The sequence below is a fragment of the Corynebacterium sp. CNJ-954 genome (assembly GCF_001942345.1).
Taxonomy (GTDB): Bacteria; Actinomycetota; Actinomycetes; order Mycobacteriales; family Mycobacteriaceae; genus Corynebacterium.
This window is the reverse complement of record NZ_MKKI01000033.1, coordinates 25,264-47,904: the sequence shown is the minus strand read 5'-3', so window position 1 is coordinate 47,904 and position 22,641 is coordinate 25,264. Positions and strand designations below refer to the sequence as shown.

Genomic DNA, 22,641 nt, shown 5'->3' with positions numbered 1-22,641 from the left:
GCCCCTACTCCCGATATATTTGCTAAGGCAACCCTACGTGTTCATGTCTTCGCGGAACGGACAGCTCACCTCGCGGAGATGTCACCCGCGCAGCGACCGGACCGTGCGGCACTGTCGTACGGCAGACAGAATCTGTCCGTTTCACACACCCTCCTGCGGTTAGCGTCAACGCCATGACACCCAGAAGACGTTTCACCGGGCGCCTGCTCACCGGTGTGTACGCTGTATCCCTGACATCCCTTACCGTCCTTACCGTCCTCACCGCCTGTGCGACGGACGGAGACGGACACAGCGGCACCAGTGGTACCGACGCCGCCGACACCATCACCTTCGACTACGCGGGCCGACAGGTGGAGATTCCCGCCGACCCCCAGCGGGTGGTGTGTATCGAGACCCGCCTCTGCCCCGAGTTCGCGGAGATCACCGGGCTCAACCTCGTGGCGACGCCCGAGATCACAGCAGAATCCGCGGAGGACAACGTGGTCAACGATGATCTACCCGACTCGGTGACCAGGTACCCCTTCGACACGACCGCCCCCGATGCCGAGGTGGTGGCGGACATGGAGCCTGACCTGATCATCACGACTGCAGCATGGTTCGACACCTACGACAGTGAACAACAGGAACGCCTGGAAGGCATCGCGCCGGTGCTGGGGCTTGACGGTGACCTGACGTCCGAATCAGAGGCAGAGGGAGCCGAGAATTCCGACGCGTGGTTGCAGCCCCTGCTGGACCAGGCCGAACAAATGGGCAGACGGGACGACGCGGAACAGAGCATCGCCGACTACCACCACGTGATTGACGAGGGACGCAGCACGCTGTCCGCCTACGAAGGGAAGACCGTCGCCGTGGTGGCGCTGCAGGACGACCAGTTCGTTCTCGAGGACGAGAACCTTGCCCCTGAGGTTCTCACGGACCTGGGCCTCTCACTGCTCACCGACAGCGGTTCCCGCGAGCCCGACGGATCACTGCGGCTGTACAGCAAGGAGAACCTCAACATTCTCACGGAGGCGGACGTCATCCTGGTACAGAATCCAGACTCCCCCGTCGCCGATGACGCACTCTGGAAGCGGTTGCCGGCCGTGATGGACGGGAAGACCCCTCAACTCCTCTACAACCACCGTGCCGGCTATTCGAAGGTCGGAGCGGATTTCGCCGAGTACGTCGTCGAACAGCTCTCCGCCTGACCTGCACGGTTCAGTGCACTGAAGGTCAGTCCACCGCTGCGGAGAGATCGTCCGCGATATCCTCGACGGCCCAGGCCAGACTCAGCGGAGTGGAGGTCGCCAGCGCCAGGCCGACGTCCGGGTCGTCGATGACCGCCGCATTCCCCGCGGCGACCGGGCCCCACGCGGCGAAGGCACGGTCCTCTGCCACGGCGGCGTCCCACTCCGCGCGGTCGACGGTGGTCACGTAGATGTCCGTGTCCGTGGTGATCAGTCGTTCGACGGCGACGTTGAAGCTCGACACCCCGTCCGCCTCCCGGGCGAGCTCGTCCAGATCGGACGAGGGCACCAGCCCCAACTGCTCCAGTGTCGTGACACGCGGGTCTGCCTCGGAGAAGATCACCGTCTGCCCGTCCGTGGGGAGGAACCCGTAGAGGAACGAGACATCCGACAGCTCGGGGTGCCCGGCACCCACCTCACTGATTTTCTCGTCGAGCTCCCGGGTGATCTTCTCTGCCTCGGAGGAACGCCCCAAGGCATCGCCGACCATCGTCAGGTGGTCCTCTGCGGACGTCCCCCAGGCCTCGTCCGGGAAAGCGACGGTCGGCGCGACGTCGGAGAGACGGTCGTACTCGTCGGCACTAATTCCTGAGCTGATGGCGAGGATGAGGTCGGGCTCCTGTGTCGCGACGAACTCGACGTCGACCTCTCCCCGTTCCAGGATGGATCGGTGGCCGGCAGTGGAGCCCCGAGTTCCTCGACCGCCTCCCGGAACCAGGGTGGTAGTCCGCGCTGTCGCCCTCTCCCCCGGCTACTCCCTGCGCCACCGGGACCGTACCGAGCTGGACCGCGAGGTCCGCTCCCGCCCAGCCGACGACGACCACGCGCTCTGCCTGCTCCTCGATCGTCGTTTCACCGTAGGCGTGGTCCAGCGTGACCGGGAACGCCCCGTCATCCGGTTCGGCGAAGACCCGTGTGTCTCCGTCACGTGCGGTGGACGAACCATCCGGTGTCGATTCATCCGCGGCCGAGCATCCGGCAAGCAGGGTCGGCACGACCGCCAGTGCCAGGGCTACGGTGGCCACGGTACGACGGGATCTGGTCACTGGGGATGTCACTGGGGATGTCACTGGGGACATGATTGCTCCGATCGGGGAGGGTGGTGGGGATCAGTCCTGCAGCGGCGCGAGGACCTTGTCATCGATGACGTCGAGATACGCCGTCGCAGACTCGTAGTCGGTGACAAGCCCGTCAATGCGGACGACATGGTCGTCCTGTGCAGCCTTCAGCTGCCGGAACAGCGGACTGTCGATGATCTCCTGCATGACCGGGTCCACTGTCCCGTCCGCGAGGACGGGGACGAGGACAACGTCGGCCTCGCCGAGCAGTTCGCCGATCTTCTCGGTGGAGTATTCCTCCCAGCCTTTAGGGAACTCACCGGTCGGGACCGAGGGCGCCGTGCGCATGCCGATCTCCTCGTACACCGCGCCCAGGATCCCGGAAGGGTAGTTGATGTAGAAGTTCGCGGAATCCGCCATCGGCCCGATCGAGGCGAAGGAGTACGTGTCGAGCACGTCACGGTACTCGTCCTGTAGTTCCCCCAGCCGTTTCTCATAGGCCGCCGTCGTCTCCGCGAGAGCGTCCTCGGCGCCGACCGCGGCAGCGATCTCACCGACGATGGTCTTCCAGTCCCCCCGGGTCTCCCCTTCAACAATGACGGTCGGGGCAATCTCGGAGAGCTTCGTGTAGATGTCCTCGTCGATCTCGAGGACATCACCGACGATCACGTCGGGTTCAGCGGCCGCCACCGCCTCGATATCCAGGTCGAAGAACTTCCCGACCGGGTCAGCCTGCTCCACGAACTCCATCTGCTCGTCGGTGAAACCCTGGGAGTAGTCACCGTAGTCCTGGGCACCCACCGGTGTGACGTCCAGGGATTTGAGTTGCCACGGGGTGTCGTACGAGACGGCGACGACACGCTCGGGGTCGTCCGGAACCTCGACCTGACCGTACGCGCTGTCGACTGTGCGACGTCCGTCGGCGTCCTGCCCGTCGGCGGACGTCCCACAAGCCGCGGCCGTCAGGACGGCGGCTCCGGTCAGCAGGGCTACGACCGCACGGCGGCCTGTGGTACGGACTGACTGCATCGCTGTTCCTCTCGTTCACGGATCTACCGGATATCCGGCATATGCGGCGAATTTTACTGAGGGTACCCTTTGCGGTTCGGTCAGTCTGGGTCGCTGAACGGACAGAACGGCGGGACAAGACAATGCTGCCGACGCAGTGTCCGCTGCACGACAACTCTCGTCCTCCCGGACTTTCCCGGCGTCCCTAGCGTGAACTGTCATGCGGACCCCACCGAACACCCACCTGCCGGAGGACCCCAGCACCGTCACCACCAGGCAGATTCTGCGCATCGCGCTGACACGTGACAGACGCGCCGGGCGCCTCGCGCTCTGCACCGGCGGACTGATCGTCCACGATCTCGGCGAGGCGGCCGTCCCCGTGCTCATCGGTGTCATCATCGACCGGGCGGTCATGCCCGGCGACCTCCATGCCCTGGTCACCTGGCTCGGTGTCCTGGCCGGAGCCTTCCTGCTGATGTCGCTGGCCTACCAGCGGGCGATGCTCGGCATGGTGCGGGTCTACGGCCACGCCGAGCACGACCTGCGACAACTCGCGGTGGGCCGGGTCCTCCACGCCCGTCGCCACGTTCCCCGTCCCACTGGCGAGACACTCTCCATCACCACGAACGACACGTTCCAGGTGGCCGGTGTCGCCTGGAGCATCGCCCAGCAACTCGCCACGGTGGCCGGGCTCGTCGCCGCCACCGGCGCCCTGCTGGTCATCTCCGTCCCGTTGGGCATCGGGGTCCTCGGTGGTGCTGTCGCGGTCCTGTTCCTCATGCAGCGACTCGCCCGACCGATGTTCTACCGCGGGCGGAGCGAACAACGCGCCGTCGCCGCAGCCAGTGACGTCGCCACCGACGCATGGTGGGCCTCCGCATCCTCCGTGGGCTGCGGGCACAGGGCGAGATCGTACGGCGTTACCGGCAGGCCAGCACACGGTCTCGCAACGCCGCGGTCGCCTCGGCGGTCTCACTCCGCAGCTACGACGCGGTCAGTGACATCGTGTCACTGCTCTATCTGGCACTGCTGACCTTCGCCGCCGGATGGATGACCGTCAACGGGGTTATCACCCCCGGCGAACTGGTGACGGTGATCGGGTTGGCACAGTTCCTCAAGGCCTCGCTGGCGCACATCGGGACGTTCGGCGCGAACTGGGCCTATAAACGCGCCTCGGCGGCACGACTGCAGGAGTTCCTCTCCGGGGAGTTCCTGCTTCCCGGCGCGAGGGACACGTCGGGCGCTCTCGCCCCCACCGGTACTGAACTGACCTGGATGACGGACTCGGGCACCACAATGACGGTGGTTCCCGGCGATGTTGTCGGCCTGCACGTCACGGACGCCACAGACGCGCGGCGGGTGACGGATCTCCTCGGATTCCGTACCGCCCCGCGCCGTGGCGAACTCTTCCTCGGCGGAGTGGACGCCCTCGATCTGGGCCCGGAGGCGTGGCGGCACACGGTCACCGTGCCGCCTCGGGGCGCGACCCTGTTCACCGGCTCCCTCCGGGAAAACGTGACCTTCACGGACGACGCGGCAGATCCTGACATCGTGGCCGCCACCGCGCTCGACGACGTGATCGGTCACCTGGGGTCCGCCGAGGCCGCCATCGGGGAAGACGGCCGCCGACTCTCCGGGGGACAACGCCAGCGGGTCGTATTGGCGCGCGCCCTCCATACGGCCGGCCCCGTCCTCGTCCTCGACGAGCCGACGATATCCCTGGACCCGGTGACGTCCCGGAACGTGGCTGCCGGGATTGTCTCGCACGCCCGTCGCGACGGATCCCGGGCCGTGCTGATGGTGTCGTCCGACCGTATGGTCCTCGGCCACTGTGACACGGTGGTGGACCTGTGAGCGCGGTGGGGTCCTGCCTCCCCGAGGCCACCGTCCGGCAGACACTCCGCACGGTCGGCTCGTTGCTGGGTGGCCGGCTGGGGGCGCTGGCCGTCGCAGTCGCAGCTTTCACCGTCGGCTCCGCCGCTGCTCTCGTGGTCCCCGTCCTGCAGGGACGCATCGTCGACGACGTCATCGACGGGCGTGGCCTGGGACGTGTCGCGTTCACTGTCAGCGGGATCGTGGTGGCCGGCGTTGTCGCCGCCATACTCGTCCTGTGGGGTGGGCGTCTTCTGGTACGCACGTTGCAGGCGGTGTTGGCAGGGTTGCGGGAAGACGTCCTCGAGGCCGCGGTGAATCTGGACACCACCGACGTGGAGAACGCAGGTAGCTCGGATGTGGTCTCGCGCATTACCGGCGACGTCGAATCCGTGACCACCGCAGTCACCGAGGTCCTTCCACGCACCACCCAGTCGCTGTTCACTCTGCTGGTCACCGCACTGGGGTTCGCCGTACTGGATCCGTGGCTGGCGCTGGCGGCACTGGTGGCCGTCCCCGTCCAACTTCTCTCCGGTGTGGTCTTTCTGCGGAGGTCGCGGCCGTTGTACGTCCGTCAACAACGGATGGACGCCGAACGCGGCCAGGCACTGATCGAGACTGTCAACGGCGCGCAGACGGTGTGCGCGCACGCCGAGGAAGACGCACGCCTGGGCCTCATCGCCGCGCGGAGTCTCGCCGCCGTGGAGATCGGCCGTGCGGCGACGAAGGTGCGCAACGTCTTCAACGGCGGCCTGAATACCGCGGAGTTCCTCGGTCTCGCCGCCGTCCTCTGCGTGGGGTTCTGGCGGGTCGACGCCGGGGCACTCACTGTGGGGGCGGCAACGGCTGGAGCGCTATTCTTCCAGCGGATTTTCACCCCGGTGAGTGTCCTGCTGGCCGGCATCGACGATCTTCAGCGGGCGGAGGTGGGACTGGCCCGGCTCGTCGGCGTTCTGGTGGCTCCCCGCTCCGTCCACGAACCACAGACCGTCGCGGACTGCGCCGGAAGGCTGCCTCTACCAGTGGAGATCAGGGACATCTCGTTCCGGTACAACGGCACCGGCGTGGTCCTCGACCGGGTCTCGCTCTCAATCCCCGCCGGACGGCGGGTTGTGTTGGTCGGTGCCTCCGGGTCCGGGAAGTCGACGCTCGCGCGCCTCATCGCCGGTGCATTACGACCCGACCAGGGCAGCGTCACCGTTGGCGATGTTCCCGCCGACAATGCTGTCACTGTGGAGGGGTCGCCTGCCTGTGCGCTGGTCACCCAGGAACTCCACCAGTTCTCGCAGTCGGTGGCGGACAACCTGCGGCTCGCCGCGCCGGACGCGACGGACGCCGAACTCCTCGCGGCGCTGAGGGCCGTGGCACCGGACCGTGGAGAGAGGGTCACCCTCGATGACACCGGTCCACTCGACGAGTCGGTGATCCAGCTGCTGGCGCTGGCCCGCGTGCTTCTCGCCGATCCGCCGGTCATCGTCCTCGACGAAGCCACCGCCCATGCCGGGGCCGGCGACGCCCTCTCCCTGCTGGACGCTGCGGTGAACGCGGTCACGGCCGGGAGGACATCCGTCATCGTCGCCCACCAACTCTCCCAGGCCCGCGACGCTGACCTGGTGGTGGTGCTCGACGACGGAGCGATCGCCGAGTCCGGGACGCACACCGATCTCCTGGCCCGCGACGGCCACTACTCACGGCTGTGGGATGCGTGGCAGATGCAGGCTCCGTGACTCCGTGACACCGTGTGGCGGGCCACACCCCTCCCGGAGCCTTCGGGAGGAGTATGCACCCGCCGGAATGACTGCAACGACTCCTGCGGCGCCCAGCAACCCCGCAGGTCGGTGGGACCAACCTCTGGGGTTGCTGCGTCAGCGGGTGAGAAGGAGCCCGGGACCGGAGATGTCCCTGCTACCCCAGCATCTGCTCCCGCACCTCCACCCGGCGGACCTTCCCCAACTGGTCGGAGGGCAGTTCATCGAACACCTGGAAGACCCGTGGCACCTTGTAGCGGGCCAACCCCTCCCTGCAGTGCTCCTTGAGCACCTCCTCGTCCAACCGGGCACCGTCCTCCAGGACGATGCCGGCGGCGACGGTCTCCGAACCGTCGTCACGCGGTAGGCCCACGACACTGGCCTGGGCGATGGACGGGTGCTCGGTGAGCACCTCCTCCACCTCTGCCGGGTAGACGTTGAACCCGCCGGTCACGATCATCTCCTTGATGCGCGAGACGATCTTGACGAAACCGTCGGACTCCTTCACCGCCATGTCCCCGGTACGGAACCAACCGTCCACGAAGGCCTTCTCATTGGCGTCCGGACGGTTGAGGTAGCCGCCGAAGACCTGCGGTCCCTTCACCACCAGCTCGCCGGCCTCACCGTCGGGGAGTTCGCGGGTGGGGTCGTCCTGGTCGACCACCCGCACATCGGTGTCCGGGAACGGGATGCCCACGTATCCGGGCCGACGGTCGGTACTCATCGGGTTGCCGATCACGATCGGTGAGGTCTCCGTGAGTCCGTACCCTTCGACCAGGAGTCCACCGGTCATGTTCTCCCAGCGTTTCACCAGTTCCACCGGCAACCCGGAGGCACCGGAGAAGCTGGCCTTGACCCCGGAGATGTCGATCTTCTGCTTCTCCGCGATGTCCATGATCGTCTGGTAGAGGGCAGGTACCCCCGGGACCCAGGTGGCTTCTGTTTCTTCATCGCCGAGGCCAGCAGGGGCTTCTCCGGTGCCGGCAACAGCACCACGGTGCCGCCGATCAGCGGAGCGAGGGTGATGTTCATCGTCAGCCCGTAGGCGTGGAAGATCGGCAGCGCGGCGAGCATCCGCTCAGGCTCCGCTCTCTGCCCCAGCTCCGGAACCCAGGCGACCCCCTGGATGATGTTGGCGCAGAGGTTGGCGTGCGACAGCGCCGCACCCTTCGGCGTCCCTGTGGTGCCCGAGGTGTACAGCACGATGGCCGGATCGGAGGGCTCCACCTCCGCCGTCTCGATCAACGCACGGCCCTCGGATTCGGAGGCGTCCTTGACCAGGTCGGACCATTCGGTGAGCCCGTCGGTACTGCCCTGCAGTTTGTCACGCATGGCCCTGACGGGCTTGACCGGAAGCTTCAGCGCCACGCGCAGGTAGACCGGCATCGCGCGGGTGACGGTGACCGGGATGATCTGCTCGAGCGGGGCGACAGTACGCAGTTCGCGGGCGACCTCCACAGCCTTGTCCCAGAAGATGCCGACCTTCGCACCGTGGTCCTTGAACGCGACGGCGAGTTCGCGGGCGGTGTAGAGCGGGTTGTGCAGCGTGGCGGTCGCCCCCAACGACAGCACGGCGTAGAAGCTGATCAGCGCCTGCGGACAGTTCGGCAGCGCGATCGCCACGCGGTCACCCTTCCGGACACCGCGGTTGTGCAGCATCGACGCCGCCTTGCGGACCTGTCGTCCATAGTCGGCGTACGTGAGGGTGGAGCCGAAGAACGTCATGGCGGCACGGTCCGGCCATGTCGTCACCGCGTGGTCGAAGACGGCCGCGAGAGTACGCTCCCCGGCCCCGTCGTACTCCAGTTCCGGGCTGGTCCATTCGGGGTAGTACTGCCGCCAGGTCCTGTGGCTGTTGCTGTCGTCCATACTGTGTCAGGTTACGCCTGTAACATAGGTCACCCCCTGTGCTCGTGGTGCTCGTGGTGCCCACAGCCCCACGACGCAGACACCACCACCGAGAGGTCACCGTCATGTCCACCTGGCTCAACCCCTACCTTAAGTTCCGCGACACTGCCGCGGATGCCCTGGCCTTCTATGCCGAGGTCTTCGGCGGCAAGGCAGACACCCTCACCTTCGGCCAGGCAGGAGCTGCCGACACGCCGGAACGTGAGCCCCTGTTGATGCACGGCCACCTGGAGACCCCTGACGGGTGGACGTTCATGGCCTGTGACACCGCAGACACCGATCCGCGTGAATTCGACGCGCCTCCGGTCGACCTCTGCATCGGCGGCGATGCCGGTGAGTACGACAAGGTCGCCGGCTGGTTCGAGGGACTGTCCGCCGGCGGCACCGTCGTACTCCCTCTCGAGAAGCAGATGTGGGGCGACTGGTTCGGCCAGGTCCGCGACAAGTTCGGGGTCTCCTGGATGGTGAACGTCTCCTCCGGCGACCAGCCCTGACCCGCTGCCCGCCCTCGTCCGGGTGTCACTCGAGGTCGCGCCCCACACAGCGCAGCGCCAGCTGCGCGTAGAAGTCCGCGATCTCGTCCGGGCTGATGTAGACGCCGTCACGGTACCACCGCGCGATGTCGACCCCCATCGACAACAGCGCTTCCGTGCAGGTCCGCGAGTCCGGTGTGCGGAACTCGCCCTCTGCGACACCGGCATCCACGATGTCCCGTAGACGTGCCGTGACCTCGCGCCGCAAGGCGGACACCACCACAGCATGCTCGGCTGACAGTGACGCCAGTTCGTAGTTCACCACCCTCGCCCCGGTGTGTTCGAGCGCGTGGTAGCGGGCGAAGGCGGACATCACCGACGCCAACCGCTGCGGGGCCGGGGCCTCCGGGAGATCCGCATCGTCCATCACCTCCAGTGTCTGCAGGTGCCCGTCGTGCATGAGCTGGTACAGCAACTCCTCCTTCGACGGGAAGTGGACGTAGACCGCTGCCGGGCTCATCCCCGCGGCCCCCGCGATGTCGCGGGTGGTGGTGCCGTGAAAGCCACGGTCGGCGAACGCTTCCGCGGCGGCCGACAGAAGCCGGTCCCTGGCACCGGCGGTACGGGCAGTCGGATTGTCGTCGCTCTTGCCTTCAGTCACTGTCGTCTTCTCCCTCGGACGGCGTCATTGTCGGTTCTTCCTGCAACGCTGGCGGGCAACTCCGGCATGGAGTGGGGCACCTCATGAGTACACGGTTGACGTGGTCGACATCACAGTGCACAGTAGAGTGTACCTAAGCGACTGCTTAGTAGGTACCCCGCGCGGGTCACCTGCCCCGGTCACCACTCCGCTGTCCGCCGGGACACCACTCGGGCCACGTCCCGGCGAGAACGGACAGCACCCGAAAGGACACCACTCAGGATGACAGAAGCACACAACGCCGGACAGACGACGGCGTTCACCACAGAAGGCTCGGCGGTCGTCGTGACCGGGGCCGGTAACGGTATCGGGGCAGCGATCGCCCGCAACCTCGCCCGGAACGGTGCCCGGGTCGTCGTCTCCGACCTCGACGAAGCCGGCGCGGAACGGACCGGCCAGGAGATCATCGACGCCGGCGGCGAGAGCCTGGTCGTCGTCGGCGACGCCGCCTCTGAGGAAGGCGTGGCGTCCCTCGTGGAACGGGCCCGCGCCGCCTACGGCGAGATCGACGCGTGGTTCGCCAACGCGGGAGTCGACCGGGGACACGGCCTCGACGCCGCCGAGGCAGACTGGGACACCTCCGTCCAGGTCAACATGATGGCCCACGTCCGCGCGGCACGGCTGCTGGTGCCGGGTTGGGCAGAACGCGGTCGGGGACGTTTCGTGGTGACCGCGTCAGCGGCGGGCCTGCTGACCATGCTGGGTGCTCCGGCGTACTCAGCGACGAAGCACGGTGCCGTGGCCTTCGCCGAGTGGCTCTCGGCCACCTACCGCCACCAGGGTGTCGTGGTCCAGGCCATCTGCCCGCAGGGGGTTCAGACCCGCATGCTCGCCGGCACCGGCCCGTACCAGGAGCTGCTCGGCCGGGACACAGCCCTCACGCCGCAGCAGGTGGCGGACACCGTCATGGACGCCCTCCAGGGTGACACCTTCTACATCCTCCCCCACCCGGAAGTGGCCGACTACTACGCGAAGCGGGCCACCACACCTGACCGGTGGCTCAAAGGCATGAACAAGATCGCACGGACTATCGAGAGCAAGGAGCAGTAATGAGAGCATGGCAGGTACCCGAACTCGGTGAGCCGTCGCAGGTCCTCACCGCCGTCGAGACGGACATCCCGGAGCCCGGTCCCGGGCAGGTGGTGGTCAAGACGCGTGCCACGGCCTCCAATTTCCCCGACGTCCTGATGTGTCGGGGCAAGTACCAGGTACGCCCCGACCTACCCTTCACCCCCGGTGTCGAACTCTGCGGTGACGTCACCGCCGTCGGCGAGGGCGTTGAGGGGCTCGCTCTAGGTGACCGCGTCTACGGCACCTCGGAACTTCCCTACGGCGCTTCGCCGAGTACGCCGTCCTGAGTGCCGCAACGTGTTTCCCCGCGCCCGAGTCACTTGAGGACGGTCAGGCTGCATCGCTGTTCATCGGCTACCAGACGGCATGGTTCGCCCTGAACCGACGCACCCAGCTGAAGGCCGGTGAGACACTGCTCGTCCACGCCGCGGCCGGCGGCGTGGGCAGTGCGGCGATCCAGATCGGCAAAGCTGCCGGCGCACGCGTCATCGGTGTGGTCGGCGGCCCGGACAAGGCGGAGATCGCCCGCCAGCTGGGTGCGGACGTCGTGGTCGACCGCCACTCCGAGGACTTCGTGGCGGTGGTGAAGGAGGAGACCGGTGGACGCGGCGCTGACGTCGTCTTCGATCCGGTGGGCGGGGACACCTACCGCCGTTCCACCAAATGCATCGCCTTCGAGGGCCGCATCGTCCTGATCGGGTTCGCCGGCGGTGAGATCCAGGAGGTCGCACTGAACCACGCCCTGATCAAGAACTACTCGATCCTCGGCCTGCACTGGGGCCTGTACAACAAGTTCGACCCCGCCGCCGTGCGCCACTGCCATGAGGAGCTGACGGCGCTGGCGAACGAAGGCAAGGTCGCCCCCCTGGTCAGCGAGCATCTCAGCTTCGACGAGGTGCCGGACGGACTGCAGCGCCTGGCGGACGGCACGACCGTCGGACGTGTGGTCTACCAGGCCTGAGCACGTCAGAAAAAGGACGCCCTGTCGCTGGCAGGGCGTCTTTTCGTATCCGTCGGAAGATTTGTTTTCGAAACTCTTGACATTGACGTCAATGTAAAGTGGAATCGATGTGACCCACCGCACACCCCACCTGTAAAGGTCACCTCATGACACGACATTCCTCCGCGGAACAGTCCACAGCGGAACCCAACCGGAAGGCCCACTCCAAACTGCTTGCCGCCGGCCTGGCCGGCAGTTCCATCGAGTGGTACGACTTCTTCATCTACGGAACGGCCGCAGCACTGGTCTTCCCCAAGGTCTTCTTCCCTGAAGTCTCACCTCTGGTTGGCACCCTGCTGTCCTTCAGCACCTTCGCCGTCGGCTTCATCGCCCGCCCCGTCGGCGGCATTCTCGCCGGCCACTACGGCGACAAGGTCGGACGCAAGCCCATGGTTATCATCACGCTCAGCGCGATGGCACTGGCCACCTTCCTCATCGGTTGCCTCCCATCCCAGGCAGCTATCGGAGCAGCGGCACCGATCCTTCTGGTCACGATGCGTCTCATCCAGGGCCTGGCATGCGGCGGACAGTGGGGCGGTATCGTCCTCCTCCTAACCGAATCCGCAGGACCCAAGAAGCGCGGGTTCTCGGGAACGTTCGGCCAGATGGGCGTCCCGCTCGGACTGTTCCTAGGCAACCTCATGATGATCGGCTGCAGCCTGGCGATGTCCGACGAGGCTTTCATCAGCTGGGGCTGGCGCATCCCGTTCCTGTGCTCCGCATTACTCATCCCGATCGTCGCCTACATCCATCTCAAGGTCGAGGACTCCCCGGAGTTCAGGGAGCTCAAGGAAGAGGTCGCCGATGTCCGGGCGGAATCCGGACAGGCCACAGTCGCCCAGGCCCCGCTGCGCGAGGCCATCACGAAGCACTGGCGCAAGATTCTGCTCGGTGCCGGCCTGCTCGCCGGAACAAACTCAGCGTTCTACGTGTCTATCGCCGGTTTCCTGTCTTTCGGTACCGCCTCACCCGAGGACAACGGCCTGGGCATGGATCGCAACACGGTACTGACCGCGATTATGGTCGCGTCGGTACTCATGCCGCTGCTGATCATGTACACCGGCAAACTGTCCGACTCCATCGGACGCCGCCCTCTCATCATCGCCGGCGCCACGCTGCTGGTTGTATGGGCTTTCCCCTTCTTCTGGCTCGCGGAAACGACCTCTGCACCGTTGCTCGTCGTGGCCATGTTCATCAGTTCGGTGGGACAGGCCCTGATCTTCGGGCCGTTAGCAGCGTTCATGGCCGAGCTCTTCGAGCCCCGCATCCGCTACTCCGGAGCGTCCCTGGCCTACCAGATCGCCGCCGTCGCGGTCTCCGGCGTAGCTCCCCTGGTGATGACCTGGTTGATCGCCACGGCCAACGGCGGAACCTGGGGCGTGTCGATCTACATGATCGCCATGGCGGCAATCAACGTCTTCTGCGCCTGGTATCTCCCGGAGACGAACCCGAAGTTCGTCCGCGACGACCCCCACGCCGTCCCCGGTATCGAGCACACCCGTATGTCAGATACCGGCGGCCGCACCGAAGCTCCCGCCGAATCCGGTGCCCCCGAGACACCGACGGCATCTCCGGCAGCGCGATAGCCGACTGTAAGCTTGCCCCTGTCGGATGACTTTGCCAAAGGGGACACCACACCATGACCATCGAGAGCCGACAGCGGGCCAGCCACCAGGCGTCCGGAAACCTCCGTCGCCAGGAACTCCTCGCCGCTGCTGCGGAGTGTTTCAACGACGTCGGCTACGCCTCCGTGACGATCGAGATGATCGCCCGTCGGGCGGGAACCTCCCGCCCGACGTTCTACGTCTACTTCAAGTCCAAGGACGAAGTCTTCCTGGCGCTGGTGGAGCAAGTCGGGACCGAGCTGATCGAGGCGCAGTTCCTCGACGGACTCGAAGGGGAAAGTGCTGCGGTCATCATCGCAGCCACGACCCGCGCCTACATCGACGCGATCTTCGCCAACGGTGGCCTGGTGGGGACAATCGAACTCGCCGCCAAAGTCGATCCTGAGGTCAATGCAGTCTGGTCACGCGCGCCGGAACTCACGGTGAGGCGGTACAGCCGTTTCCTCGGCAATCTCAGTGCCGGTGAGGCGGATCTGGCGGTGCCGCCTGAACGACTGGCCCACATCCTCAGGGACGGTATCCATTCCGGCTCCATGCGGCTGTCCGAAGCAGACGACAATGCCAAGGACGAGTTTATCCGCGACCAGATCGCCACCGCGCTCCGGTTGACGGGGCTGGGGTAGGAAGGGCGGCACCCCGGCGCGTGTGCACTGCACGACGCGCATCAGGCAGCTGGTGCGGGTCGCCCCAGCAGATCAGCGACGGTCGTGGACACCATTGCCGCACTACTCATGACCGTCAACTCCAACTGCCCGTCATCCATCGCACTGGCCGTCCGATGGTTCAACGCCCACACCACCCAGTCCGGCTGCTCCTGACTACCCAGATTCACCAACGCCGCAGCAGTGCCGGTGACATTGTCATTGTGCGCGGCAACAGCACTGGCCATGGATTCCAGCTCCGGCCGATCCAGTCCACCGATGTACACCCCGGTCTCGACCAGCAGCAGGTCATGCACAATCGTCACGTCCAGGTCATAGCCGTTCCAGTGGAACCCCACCCGCCGATACCCGCCAGTGCGGCGTCCAGGGCCATGCGCACGTGCTCGTTGTCGCGTTGGGAATCGGGGAAGGGTATGAAACTGTTAGATCTATCCACGATGCCACAACCGGTATCTTTGAGGGCGGCTCGGTAGGAGTGTGGTAGGCGACGACCTTGCGCGATTTCGATCTCGAGGACCCTGTTGTCATCACAGGCTTGCCCTGGATGGGAGAAGCATATTCCGGCGGAATCCGTACTGTTCTTCACTGATTTATGTTTTTTCTCCTCCACCCCAGTTGGCCATACCCACTGGTATGGCCAACTGTCTCGTACAGGTCCCTGGGCAGTAGATGCAGTTCTCTAGATTCGTCATGATGGTGTCATACCGATCCACTTTGATGACGAAAGGGTGTGCCACGTACTTCGTGTTAGCGGTTTGACTCATATTGACATCTGGGCCACTAACTGGAGACCCTGCATAGTCGATCACTGCACATTCACGACCGGACTTCACACTCTACCCCGGCCGAACGCGAAATACGCGCGTATGGCAGTGATGGGGAGGGTCTTGGCGCAGAGTCGGGTACCACAGTCAGTCAACGATTATCGCGTAATGGGGCCGGAATGTTGCACACGTCGACTGTGCTCGTGCTCTCGGCTGTAGTTTTCAGGGTCGCAACCACGATCGCAGCGTCAGGTTGAGTCCAGCTACCACTCGACCGTCGCGATGGTGCAGCACGACAGGAGTGAGTCTGGTTCTCACATCTATGACTTCGAAGTGAGGAGTTCCAAAAAGCGATCGGCAAACAGGTACGCATCGCCGGGCCATCGTGCGGAAAGGTAGTTGCCGTCCGCGACGGTGAATGCGTGGGTGTGGTCCGTGGCGGTTCCTCGCCTCGCGATCTCGAGGGGGCCTCGGTGGAATTGTGATCCAGGGTCGATGAGCGCTGATCGGACTTCGTCTTCTACATACGCTGGATATGTGCGGTAGTAGCGGCCGAGACGCCAGGCGGTCAGGAGGTACCCAGCACGCTCCATGCACTTCGGCAGGCAGGTGGTGTTGCGCCTCGCCAGCACACTCAAACTGGTGTCTTGGTCCTGAGTGCGCGCGAGGACCAGGACGCCGTGGCAGATTGCGCCGACGGGCCGGTTGAGAGCCCAGAAGCGGGCGATCTGCTGCTGAAGCTCGATTGATCCTAGGTACTGTCGCATGCCGGGCGCGTGGCCGCCTGGAAGGATCAACCCGTCGAATTGCGTCATATCCAGTTCGGACCAAGCCTGGGTGGCCCGAAACTCGGGAGAGGCCTCGAGTTCTCGGTAGAACGCTTTCGGTTCGGGCTCGGCGCCCAGTTGCCCGAACAGCACACCGGCGAGGAGACGCGGATCAGCCTGGGGTACTACGCCTGCGTGCTCGGTGGCGAACACAACCTGATGCCCGGCATCGGTGATCAGGCGCCACGGTACGGCGACTTCGGTGACGTCAAAATCGTTGTCAGGCAACGGCACTAGCACTCTCATAGGAGCCTCCGTGACAGTGATGGCGGGCTGGTTGAAGCTACCCGGTTAGAAGCTTACGGCTCCTCGACAGGGACGTTGCGGGCCAGGAAGTCGATTTGGTCGGCGACGACCCTCTCGAACGGTTCCCCGAGGTAGATGTCGAAGTGACCCTCGGGATAGAGCTTGATCTCGCCAGCGGGTGCAGTGAGGGCGTACTTGAGGGTGGGACCGGCCGGGGCGACGGAATCGGTCTTGCACACCGCAAACAGGATCGGGACGGTGATCTCGGCCGCACGGCGGCCAGGAAAGTTGCGCATGAGGTGGAGTGAGATCCGGGCGGCCGATTTGTTCTCAAAGCCACCAGCACCGCCGACGGGCACTTGGCTGAGAAAGCCCTTTTCGGCGTCGGGGGCGGTCATCAGCGCGACCGTGCCGGGAGGGCCGGCGGTGGGAATCAACAGCGGCGCCGCACCCACGGCCCCGCGGATCTGGTCGACGATGGCCAGCGCCATCAGCCGGATCGAGGTCCGGGCCGGAATCGCCAAGCCAGAGGCCAGACCACTGGTGAACGGGCACTGCGCGATCACGGCGCTGACGTGGCCGTCGTCGGCAGCAACGGCAATGACGTGCCCACCCCCGAACGACGTACCCCACACCACCACGCGGTTCCCGTCCACGGACGACAGGCTGCGGGCGTACGCAAGCGCCGCGGCGAAATCCTCGCGCTGCTTGGTGATGTCGATCACCTGTCGAGGCCGCCCCCCACTGTCACCCCAGTAGCGGTAGTCGAACACCAGGCAGGCATATCCGGCGGCAGCGAACCGCTCGGCGTACGCATCCAGACGCATCGTGCGCACACTGCCCAGGCCGTGGCCCATCACGATAACCGGCGGCGGCGCTGCGGAGGCGGGAAGGTCGGGAAGGTACAGCCACCCAGTGCACTGCTCGCCGTGCGAGGTGAATTGGATGGTGGTGCGTGTCGCCATGGCCAAACCTTCCCAAATGGAGTGAACTCTATTGATTGATCTGACTCTAATGGTGTATTCGTTTATAGTCAAGGCATGGTTACACCGTCGAACTCCGAGACCACATCGACCCGTACGCAGCGCCGCGTCGCAGAAATGCGTGCCCGCCTTGTCGACGTCGCCGAGAACTTGCTTTTCGAGGGCGGCGCCCCGGCCGTGACCGCGGAAATGGTCGCCCAACGCGCCGACGTGTCCCTGCAGACCGTCTACAACCGGATCGGTGGACAGAAGGCGCTGCTCGTCGCGGTGGCCGAACGCGCCCTCGAACAGACCCGCGAGTTCATGCGGTCCGCCTACGATGGCAAGGGGTCCGCAGACGAGCGGTTACGCCGAGTCGGCGAGACCTACATCCGTCTGGCTTTCGACCGGCCACAAGCATTCAAGATCTTCGTCAACCCTCCCGAGGACCCCGGGGCCATCGAGCAAATCGCCGCGTTGGCTACCGAGCAGCATCAACAACTGACCGACCTCCTACGCGAGGGTATGGACGCCGGCGAGCTCACCGCGGGCCTGCACCCCGAGTCCGCCGCCACCGCCCTGTGGGGAATGCTCAACGGCATGTTGTCAGTCGCGCTACGCAACGACGCCATGCGCCCAGAAACTGTCGCACCTGACTCGCTGGTCACCGCCGCGATCACCATCATCGAAACCGGACTACGCCAGCGCTCCCACTAGCAACCGCGTTTCGACGGATCGTCTCAGACCGAACCGTACCGGCATGTCGACGCAAGCACCCTTCCCAACGTGGCTCCTGCTCGCCGAAACCGCGCGACACGGAAGTGCCGGACGGATTTTGGCCAGCACATGTCGAACGTATCGATACGACGGCCGGGAATGCCGCAACACGTACAGATACGGCGGCGCAAAGTTCCTAGTGTTGGCCCTACCCTCGTTGAGTGGACACCCGATTTAGCGGGACCTGTCCCGCACGAGAGGATGTCACCATGACCGACAATACTGTCGGCAAGCGACCACGGCGCAGCTTCAGCCGCGAGTACAAGCACAAAGCAGCCCGACTGCTCATCGACACCGGGCGGAGTATCGCCGAAGTCGCCCGTGAGCTCAATGTCGGCGCCTAGACGCTGGGCAACTGGGTCGCCACCGAACACGCCGACCGTGCCGGTGAGCCCACCTGCAAGTTGGACCTGGATGGACGCGCCGGACTCAAACGGGTACGCCGTCAGGTCGTTGATCTGCACAAAGGTAATGATTTTCTGGGAGAAGCAGCAGCCTTCTTCGCAAGCCTTGCCAACAACCGACGGTCGGTTCGAACTGATGGCTACGGAAGAAGGCGAACTACGAGCTCACCCGCATGCACACCTGCTGGGAGTGTCCCGCTCCGGGTTCTACGCCTGGTCTGCACGGCAGGCCGAGCATCCCTGCCCACAGCGCCGTGGGAGTGACCTTCTCGACGCGAAGGTCCTCACCGTGTTTGCGGAGTCCGACAAGGTCTACGCCGCTCCCCGGGTGCATGCCCAGCCGGCCCGTGAAGGCACCGCCGTGGATGTGAAGACCGTGGCGGAGTCAATGGCCCACCGGGGCCTTCGAGGGCATCAGCCCGAAGAAGTTCTCCCCGGTGCCCACGTTGCCTTGCGTCGACGCCCACGTAATCTCCGACCTGGTTAAATGCAGCTGGGACCAGGGCGTGCTGGATCGCTGCTGGGTTTCTGACATCACCTACCTGTGTAACGGTGAAGACTAGGTGTAACTGGCAGCGGTCACCGATGCGCATTCCCGGCGGATCATCGGCTGGGAGATAGACACGCATGCACACTGACCTGGTGGAACGACCCTGCGCATGGCGCACACCCTACGCCGCGAACGGCCTTCTGACCTGGTGTTCCATGCCGATCGCGAGTGCCAGTTCACCAGCGAACAGATGCATAACGTGTGCCGGGACCTGCAGGTGTTGCAGTCGATGGGCCGTACCGGAGTGTGCTGGGACAATGCGATGGCCGAGCGTGTTGGGCCACGTTGAAAACTTCAGTTCTATAACCGATACGCCTGGCCGACCCGGGATGAGGCTCGACAGGCTGTCGCCCGCTGGTTTGAGGTGGTCTACAACCGTCGGCGGCTTCACTCCGCGCTTGACTACGTTCCACCAGTGGAGTCTGAAATGATTCTGTTCAACAAACCTGCTGCTGAGTTACCCGAAGCAGCTTAGTTACCTGTCCACAATTTGCGGGGAAGGCCAGGATCATGTCGAACTGCAGGCTGCGTGAGAGTTGCTGATTGCGCCAGCCATCCAGCACGGTCTCAACGACCTCTTCCACAGGCCGGAGGACCGGCCGATCGTACACAAGCTGCACCCGATGAGACGTGGCGCAATAACCTGAGGTCAGAAAAGTGCAAGGCATAACGCCAGCGATGACAGTCCACCAGGAATCGGCCATCCAAGCCGATCCCAAGACGCACATCTTCCCAGCTAGGAGCCGGATATCCGCCACCGGAGCAGGGTAGCGTCAGATGATTCATCTGTTGCAATATGCAGGAGTTCGGCCTGAATAACACCTGCTATCAGCTCCAATAACTCCCCCACTGCTGATCAGCCTCCGGTTCCCGAAAAGCGGCTTCCACAGTCGCGGCCGGACTGTTCGTGAGGATCTCACGACTGCACACCCCACCCCCGCGAGGCCACTGTCCTTCAGCAACGGTTCAGCCGGGTCGTGCAAGACTGGACTCCATGCGGATTCTGCTGGTGGATGATGAGAAGCGTCTCGCCGACGGCGTACGCCGCGGCCTGGAGGCCGAAGGCATGGTCGTCGATGTCGCCCATGACGGCGCCACCGGACTCGACATGGCGTCCGACGCAGACTACGACGTCATCGTCCTCGACGTGATGATGCCCGGACTGAACGGCTACCGCGTCTGCCAGGCACTGCGCGCCGACGGCGACCACACCCCTGTCTTGTTTCTCACCGCGAAAGACGGCGAATGGGACGAGGTCGAGGGCCTCGACACCGGTGGCGACGACTGGCTGACCAAACCCTTCTCGTTCCCGGTGCTCATTGCCCGTCTCCGGGCTCTCGCCCGGCGCGGGGCCCGGGAACGTCCCGCCGTCCTCGAGGCCGGTGACCTGACCCTCGATCCGGCTGCGCGGCAGGCGTTCCGCGGCGATCAGGAGATCACGCTCACTGCGCGCGAGATGGCGGTGCTGGACTTCCTGCTGCGCCGCCGCGGGGAGGTCGTGACCCGTCAGGAGATCATCGCCAATATCTGGGGCGACTCCTTCACCGGGGACGCCAACATCATCGAGGTCTACATCGGGCACCTGCGTGCCAAAGTCGACCGGCCTTTCGGACGGCACGCGATCGAGACGGTGCGGGGCGTGGGTTACCGGTTGTCCGGGACGGGTGGATAAGTCGTGCCCGGCACACAACCCACCACACGTCACGGGACACGCCACTCGATCCGTACCCGGGTCACGGCAGGGGCGACCGCCATCGTCACGTTGATCCTCGTCGTCAGCGCGGTGGTCGCCGTACTGGTGCTCGGACGGGTGCTCACGGCGTCCGTCGAAGAGTCCGCGGAGCAGGACCTCGACTCCCTCAGTTCCCAGGTCGAGAACGACCCCTCGCGGGCAGAGAGCATCATTACCGGAGTCGATGATGACCAGCTCGTCCGGTTCAACGCTGCCGGCGACACCGGCACCGTGGTCAATGACGACGAGGCTGACCAGCTCCCGGAGCCCGGCGAGTCGTCCCGACAGGTCACCGTGGACGACGAACCCTACCTGGTGGTCTCCGAGGACACCGACGCCGGGACGTTCACCGTCGCCCGGACGACCGAGCACGTCGACGAGACGGTCAGCGCGACGACGATCCTGCTGGCCGTGGCCGTCCCACTGGTCATCGTGCTGGTGGGGGCGGTGGTGTGGATCGTGACCGGGCGTGCGCTGCGTCCGGTCGAACGCCTCCGCCGTCAGGTCGACAGCATCACCGCCGACGAGCTCTCCCGCCGAGTGGACGCCGGGGACGACGAGCTCGGGGCGCTGGCGACAACCATGAACCGCATGCTTGCACGACTCGAGCATTCACAGGCGGTACAACGCAGGTTCGTCAGCGACGCCTCCCACGAGCTCCGCTCACCGTTGGCGACCATGCGCCAGCACGCGGAGCTCGGGGCGTCCTACCCGGACGCCACCTCCCTGCACGAACTCAGTGAGGTCGTCCTCGACGAAGGGGAGCGGATGCAGAACCTGGTGGAGGGGCTGCTGCTGTTGGCGCGGCTCGACGAGAACCACCGTCCTCCCACGGAGCCCGTGGACCTCGACGACCTGCTGTTGGCGGAGGCGGACCGGCTGAAGCGGATCAGTGCACTCACTGTGGATACCTCCGGTGTGGATGCAGCCCAGGTGGAGGGTAATCCCCGACTGCTTGGCCGGGCGGTGCGCAACCTCGTCGACAATGCCGCCCGCCATGCGGAGTCACGGGTCGTTCTCGGTCTCCGAATCACCGACCGGACCACTTCCGCTGTCGTGCTGACCGTCGCGGACGACGGTGCCGGTGTCCCAAAGAACGACCGGGAGCGCATCTTCGACAGGTTCGCCCGCCTGGACGAGGGACGCGCCCGCGACGCCGGAGGGAGCGGTCTCGGACTCGCCATCGTCAAGGAGATCGTCCAGGCCCACCACGGGCAGGTGGTGGTTGGCGAGAGTACGGACGACGCGACGCACGGAGGCGCAGTTTTCACGGTTGCCCTGCCGAGATAAAGAGGCTTTCAGCAAGTTTCAGAAAGGGTTCAGTACCTGTCAGACATGGTGGGTGCATGTCAGAAAACACAGGAAACACAGGAAACACAGCACACACAGAAACCACCGACACGGCCACGGTGCCGCGTAAGAAGCGTAAGGGCATCGTCATCGGAGCTGGCGCGGTCGCCGCCCTGCTCCTGGCCGGAGGCGTCGCCTACGGTGTCTCGGAGAACTCCGACGATGACGGCAATGACAGCAACAACAGCGTGCGTACCGTCGCCGCCGAGAACCGGGCTGACACTGACGGCGCACCGACCACCGCCGGGACGGACGCCGCCTCATTCCGGGACGCTGCGGAACAGGCCGTCGCCGAAGCCGGTGGCAACGGAGCCAGCTCCGTCGACATCGAGGGGAGCGGTCACGAGGTCGAGGTTGAACTCGACGACGGCGGGTCCGCTGAGGTTCATGTCGCCGCCGACGGTGCCATGCGCGTCGAGACCGAGGAAGCCGACAAGTCCGACCGGCAGGATCCGGTCCTTGACCTGGATGCGCTCGACGACGTGATCGACGCGGCCCTGACAGCGTCCGGTGAGGCCGGCGTCCGGGACGGCGTCGTGGACTCCGTGTCCTCCTCCGATGACCGGGGTGTGACCTACGAGGTCAGTGTCCAGGGGCAGGACGGACGCGAGGTCGATGTCGACCTGGCCGACGACTTCTCCGTGGTGGCCACCGACCTCGACGACTGACAGACGACTG

20 protein-coding genes and 3 pseudogenes are annotated in these 22,641 nt (G+C 65.3%); 14 read left to right on the top strand and 9 right to left on the bottom strand.

Annotated elements, in window-relative coordinates:
• Positions 1 to 173 precede the first annotated feature (173 nt).
• A complete protein-coding gene (locus tag BJF89_RS10195; RefSeq protein WP_075814563.1) occupies positions 174 to 1,187 on the top strand; it encodes an ABC transporter substrate-binding protein in 1,014 nt (337 codons plus the stop codon).
• Between the two features lie 25 nt (positions 1,188 to 1,212).
• Here the strand turns inward: BJF89_RS10195 and BJF89_RS19550 are convergent, their stop codons facing one another.
• From BJF89_RS19550 to BJF89_RS10185, 3 genes are all read right to left on the bottom strand, one after another.
• Entirely contained in the window at positions 1,213 to 1,833 is a 621-nt protein-coding gene (locus tag BJF89_RS19550; RefSeq protein WP_255372613.1) for an ABC transporter substrate-binding protein, read from the bottom strand.
• A complete protein-coding gene (locus BJF89_RS19545) occupies positions 1,808 to 2,251 on the bottom strand; it encodes a hypothetical protein (protein ID WP_255372589.1) in 444 nt (147 codons plus the stop codon). The genes BJF89_RS19550 and BJF89_RS19545 overlap by 26 nt, the downstream gene beginning before the upstream one ends.
• A gap of 84 nt (positions 2,252 to 2,335) precedes the next feature.
• Positions 2,336 to 3,313, bottom strand: a complete 978-nt coding sequence (locus tag BJF89_RS10185; protein ID WP_075814561.1) for an ABC transporter substrate-binding protein — start codon at positions 3,311 to 3,313, stop codon at positions 2,336 to 2,338.
• A 199-nt stretch (positions 3,314 to 3,512) separates the two neighbouring features.
• Here BJF89_RS10185 and BJF89_RS19540 point away from each other — a divergent pair, with 199 nt between their 5' ends.
• Genes BJF89_RS19540 through BJF89_RS10170 form a run of 3 tightly spaced genes read left to right on the top strand, consistent with a single transcriptional unit; the run spans position 3,513 to position 6,891 of the window.
• Positions 3,513 to 4,325, top strand: a complete 813-nt coding sequence (locus BJF89_RS19540) for an ABC transporter transmembrane domain-containing protein (RefSeq protein WP_075814559.1) — start codon at positions 3,513 to 3,515, stop codon at positions 4,323 to 4,325.
• 17 nt (positions 4,326 to 4,342) lie between these two features.
• Positions 4,343 to 5,146, top strand: a complete 804-nt coding sequence (locus tag BJF89_RS19535) for an ATP-binding cassette domain-containing protein (protein ID WP_369803708.1) — start codon at positions 4,343 to 4,345, stop codon at positions 5,144 to 5,146.
• On the top strand, positions 5,143 to 6,891 hold the full coding sequence (locus BJF89_RS10170) for an ABC transporter ATP-binding protein (RefSeq protein WP_075814555.1): 1,749 nt from the start codon (positions 5,143 to 5,145) through the stop codon (positions 6,889 to 6,891). Before BJF89_RS19535 ends, BJF89_RS10170 begins: the two co-directional genes overlap by 4 nt.
• 178 nt (positions 6,892 to 7,069) lie before the next feature.
• Here the strand turns inward: BJF89_RS10170 and BJF89_RS10165 are convergent.
• Positions 7,070 to 8,781: pseudogene (locus tag BJF89_RS10165) on the bottom strand (long-chain-fatty-acid--CoA ligase).
• A 104-nt stretch (positions 8,782 to 8,885) separates the two neighbouring features.
• On the opposite strand from BJF89_RS10165, the gene BJF89_RS10160 reads away from it, so the two are divergent.
• Positions 8,886 to 9,314, top strand: a complete 429-nt coding sequence (locus BJF89_RS10160; protein WP_075814553.1) for a VOC family protein — start codon at positions 8,886 to 8,888, stop codon at positions 9,312 to 9,314.
• Positions 9,315 to 9,339: 25 nt separating this feature from the next.
• On the opposite strand, the gene BJF89_RS10155 is transcribed toward BJF89_RS10160, so the two are convergent.
• Complete coding sequence (locus BJF89_RS10155; protein ID WP_075814551.1) at positions 9,340 to 9,954, bottom strand: TetR/AcrR family transcriptional regulator; 615 nt, start codon at positions 9,952 to 9,954, stop codon at positions 9,340 to 9,342.
• 261 nt (positions 9,955 to 10,215) lie between these two features.
• Here BJF89_RS10155 and BJF89_RS10150 point away from each other — a divergent pair, with 261 nt between their 5' ends.
• The 4 genes and pseudogenes from BJF89_RS10150 (at position 10,216) to BJF89_RS10135 (ending at position 14,312) form a co-directional block, all read left to right on the top strand.
• Positions 10,216 to 11,043, top strand: coding sequence for an SDR family oxidoreductase (locus BJF89_RS10150; protein ID WP_075814549.1), 828 nt, complete (start codon positions 10,216 to 10,218; stop codon positions 11,041 to 11,043).
• Positions 11,043 to 12,025: pseudogene (locus BJF89_RS10145) on the top strand (NADPH:quinone oxidoreductase family protein). The gene BJF89_RS10150 and the pseudogene BJF89_RS10145 overlap by 1 nt, the downstream one beginning before the upstream one ends.
• Before the next feature lie 146 nt (positions 12,026 to 12,171).
• Positions 12,172 to 13,650, top strand: a complete 1,479-nt coding sequence (locus tag BJF89_RS10140; protein WP_083650641.1) for an MFS transporter — start codon at positions 12,172 to 12,174, stop codon at positions 13,648 to 13,650.
• Positions 13,651 to 13,703: 53 nt separating this feature from the next.
• Positions 13,704 to 14,312, top strand: a complete 609-nt coding sequence (locus BJF89_RS10135) for a TetR/AcrR family transcriptional regulator (RefSeq protein WP_075814547.1) — start codon at positions 13,704 to 13,706, stop codon at positions 14,310 to 14,312.
• Positions 14,313 to 14,353: 41 nt separating this feature from the next.
• Here BJF89_RS10135 and BJF89_RS10130 read toward each other — a convergent pair whose 3' ends face one another.
• From BJF89_RS10130 to BJF89_RS10120, 4 genes are all read right to left on the bottom strand, one after another.
• Positions 14,354 to 14,656, bottom strand: coding sequence for a hypothetical protein (locus BJF89_RS10130; RefSeq protein WP_139311981.1), 303 nt, complete (start codon positions 14,654 to 14,656; stop codon positions 14,354 to 14,356).
• Complete coding sequence (locus tag BJF89_RS19530; RefSeq protein ID WP_255372588.1) at positions 14,653 to 14,787, bottom strand: hypothetical protein; 135 nt, start codon at positions 14,785 to 14,787, stop codon at positions 14,653 to 14,655. Before BJF89_RS19530 ends, BJF89_RS10130 begins: the two co-directional genes overlap by 4 nt.
• Positions 14,788 to 15,435: 648 nt before the next feature.
• Positions 15,436 to 16,188 carry a type 1 glutamine amidotransferase domain-containing protein gene (locus BJF89_RS10125; protein WP_075814543.1) on the bottom strand — a complete coding sequence of 251 codons (753 nt, stop codon included), beginning with the start codon at positions 16,186 to 16,188 and terminating at the stop codon, positions 15,436 to 15,438.
• Positions 16,189 to 16,241: 53 nt separating this feature from the next.
• A complete protein-coding gene (locus BJF89_RS10120) occupies positions 16,242 to 17,153 on the bottom strand; it encodes an alpha/beta hydrolase (protein ID WP_075814541.1) in 912 nt (303 codons plus the stop codon).
• 75 nt (positions 17,154 to 17,228) lie between these two features.
• Here BJF89_RS10120 and BJF89_RS10115 point away from each other — a divergent pair, with 75 nt between their 5' ends.
• The 5 genes and pseudogenes from BJF89_RS10115 (at position 17,229) to BJF89_RS10085 (ending at position 22,631) form a co-directional block, all read left to right on the top strand.
• On the top strand, positions 17,229 to 17,867 hold the full coding sequence (locus BJF89_RS10115; RefSeq protein WP_075814539.1) for a TetR/AcrR family transcriptional regulator: 639 nt from the start codon (positions 17,229 to 17,231) through the stop codon (positions 17,865 to 17,867).
• Positions 17,868 to 18,136: 269 nt separating this feature from the next.
• A pseudogene (locus BJF89_RS20025) lies at positions 18,137 to 19,356 on the top strand (IS3 family transposase).
• Positions 19,357 to 19,875: 519 nt separating this feature from the next.
• Positions 19,876 to 20,553 (top strand): response regulator transcription factor, encoded by a 678-nt coding sequence (locus tag BJF89_RS10095; RefSeq protein WP_075814535.1) that lies wholly within the window; start codon positions 19,876 to 19,878, stop codon positions 20,551 to 20,553.
• 3 nt (positions 20,554 to 20,556) lie between these two features.
• Positions 20,557 to 21,903 (top strand): HAMP domain-containing sensor histidine kinase, encoded by a 1,347-nt coding sequence (locus BJF89_RS10090; RefSeq protein WP_075814533.1) that lies wholly within the window; start codon positions 20,557 to 20,559, stop codon positions 21,901 to 21,903.
• A gap of 56 nt (positions 21,904 to 21,959) precedes the next feature.
• Positions 21,960 to 22,631 (top strand): hypothetical protein, encoded by a 672-nt coding sequence (locus tag BJF89_RS10085; RefSeq protein WP_075814531.1) that lies wholly within the window; start codon positions 21,960 to 21,962, stop codon positions 22,629 to 22,631.
• Positions 22,632 to 22,641 lie beyond the last annotated feature (10 nt).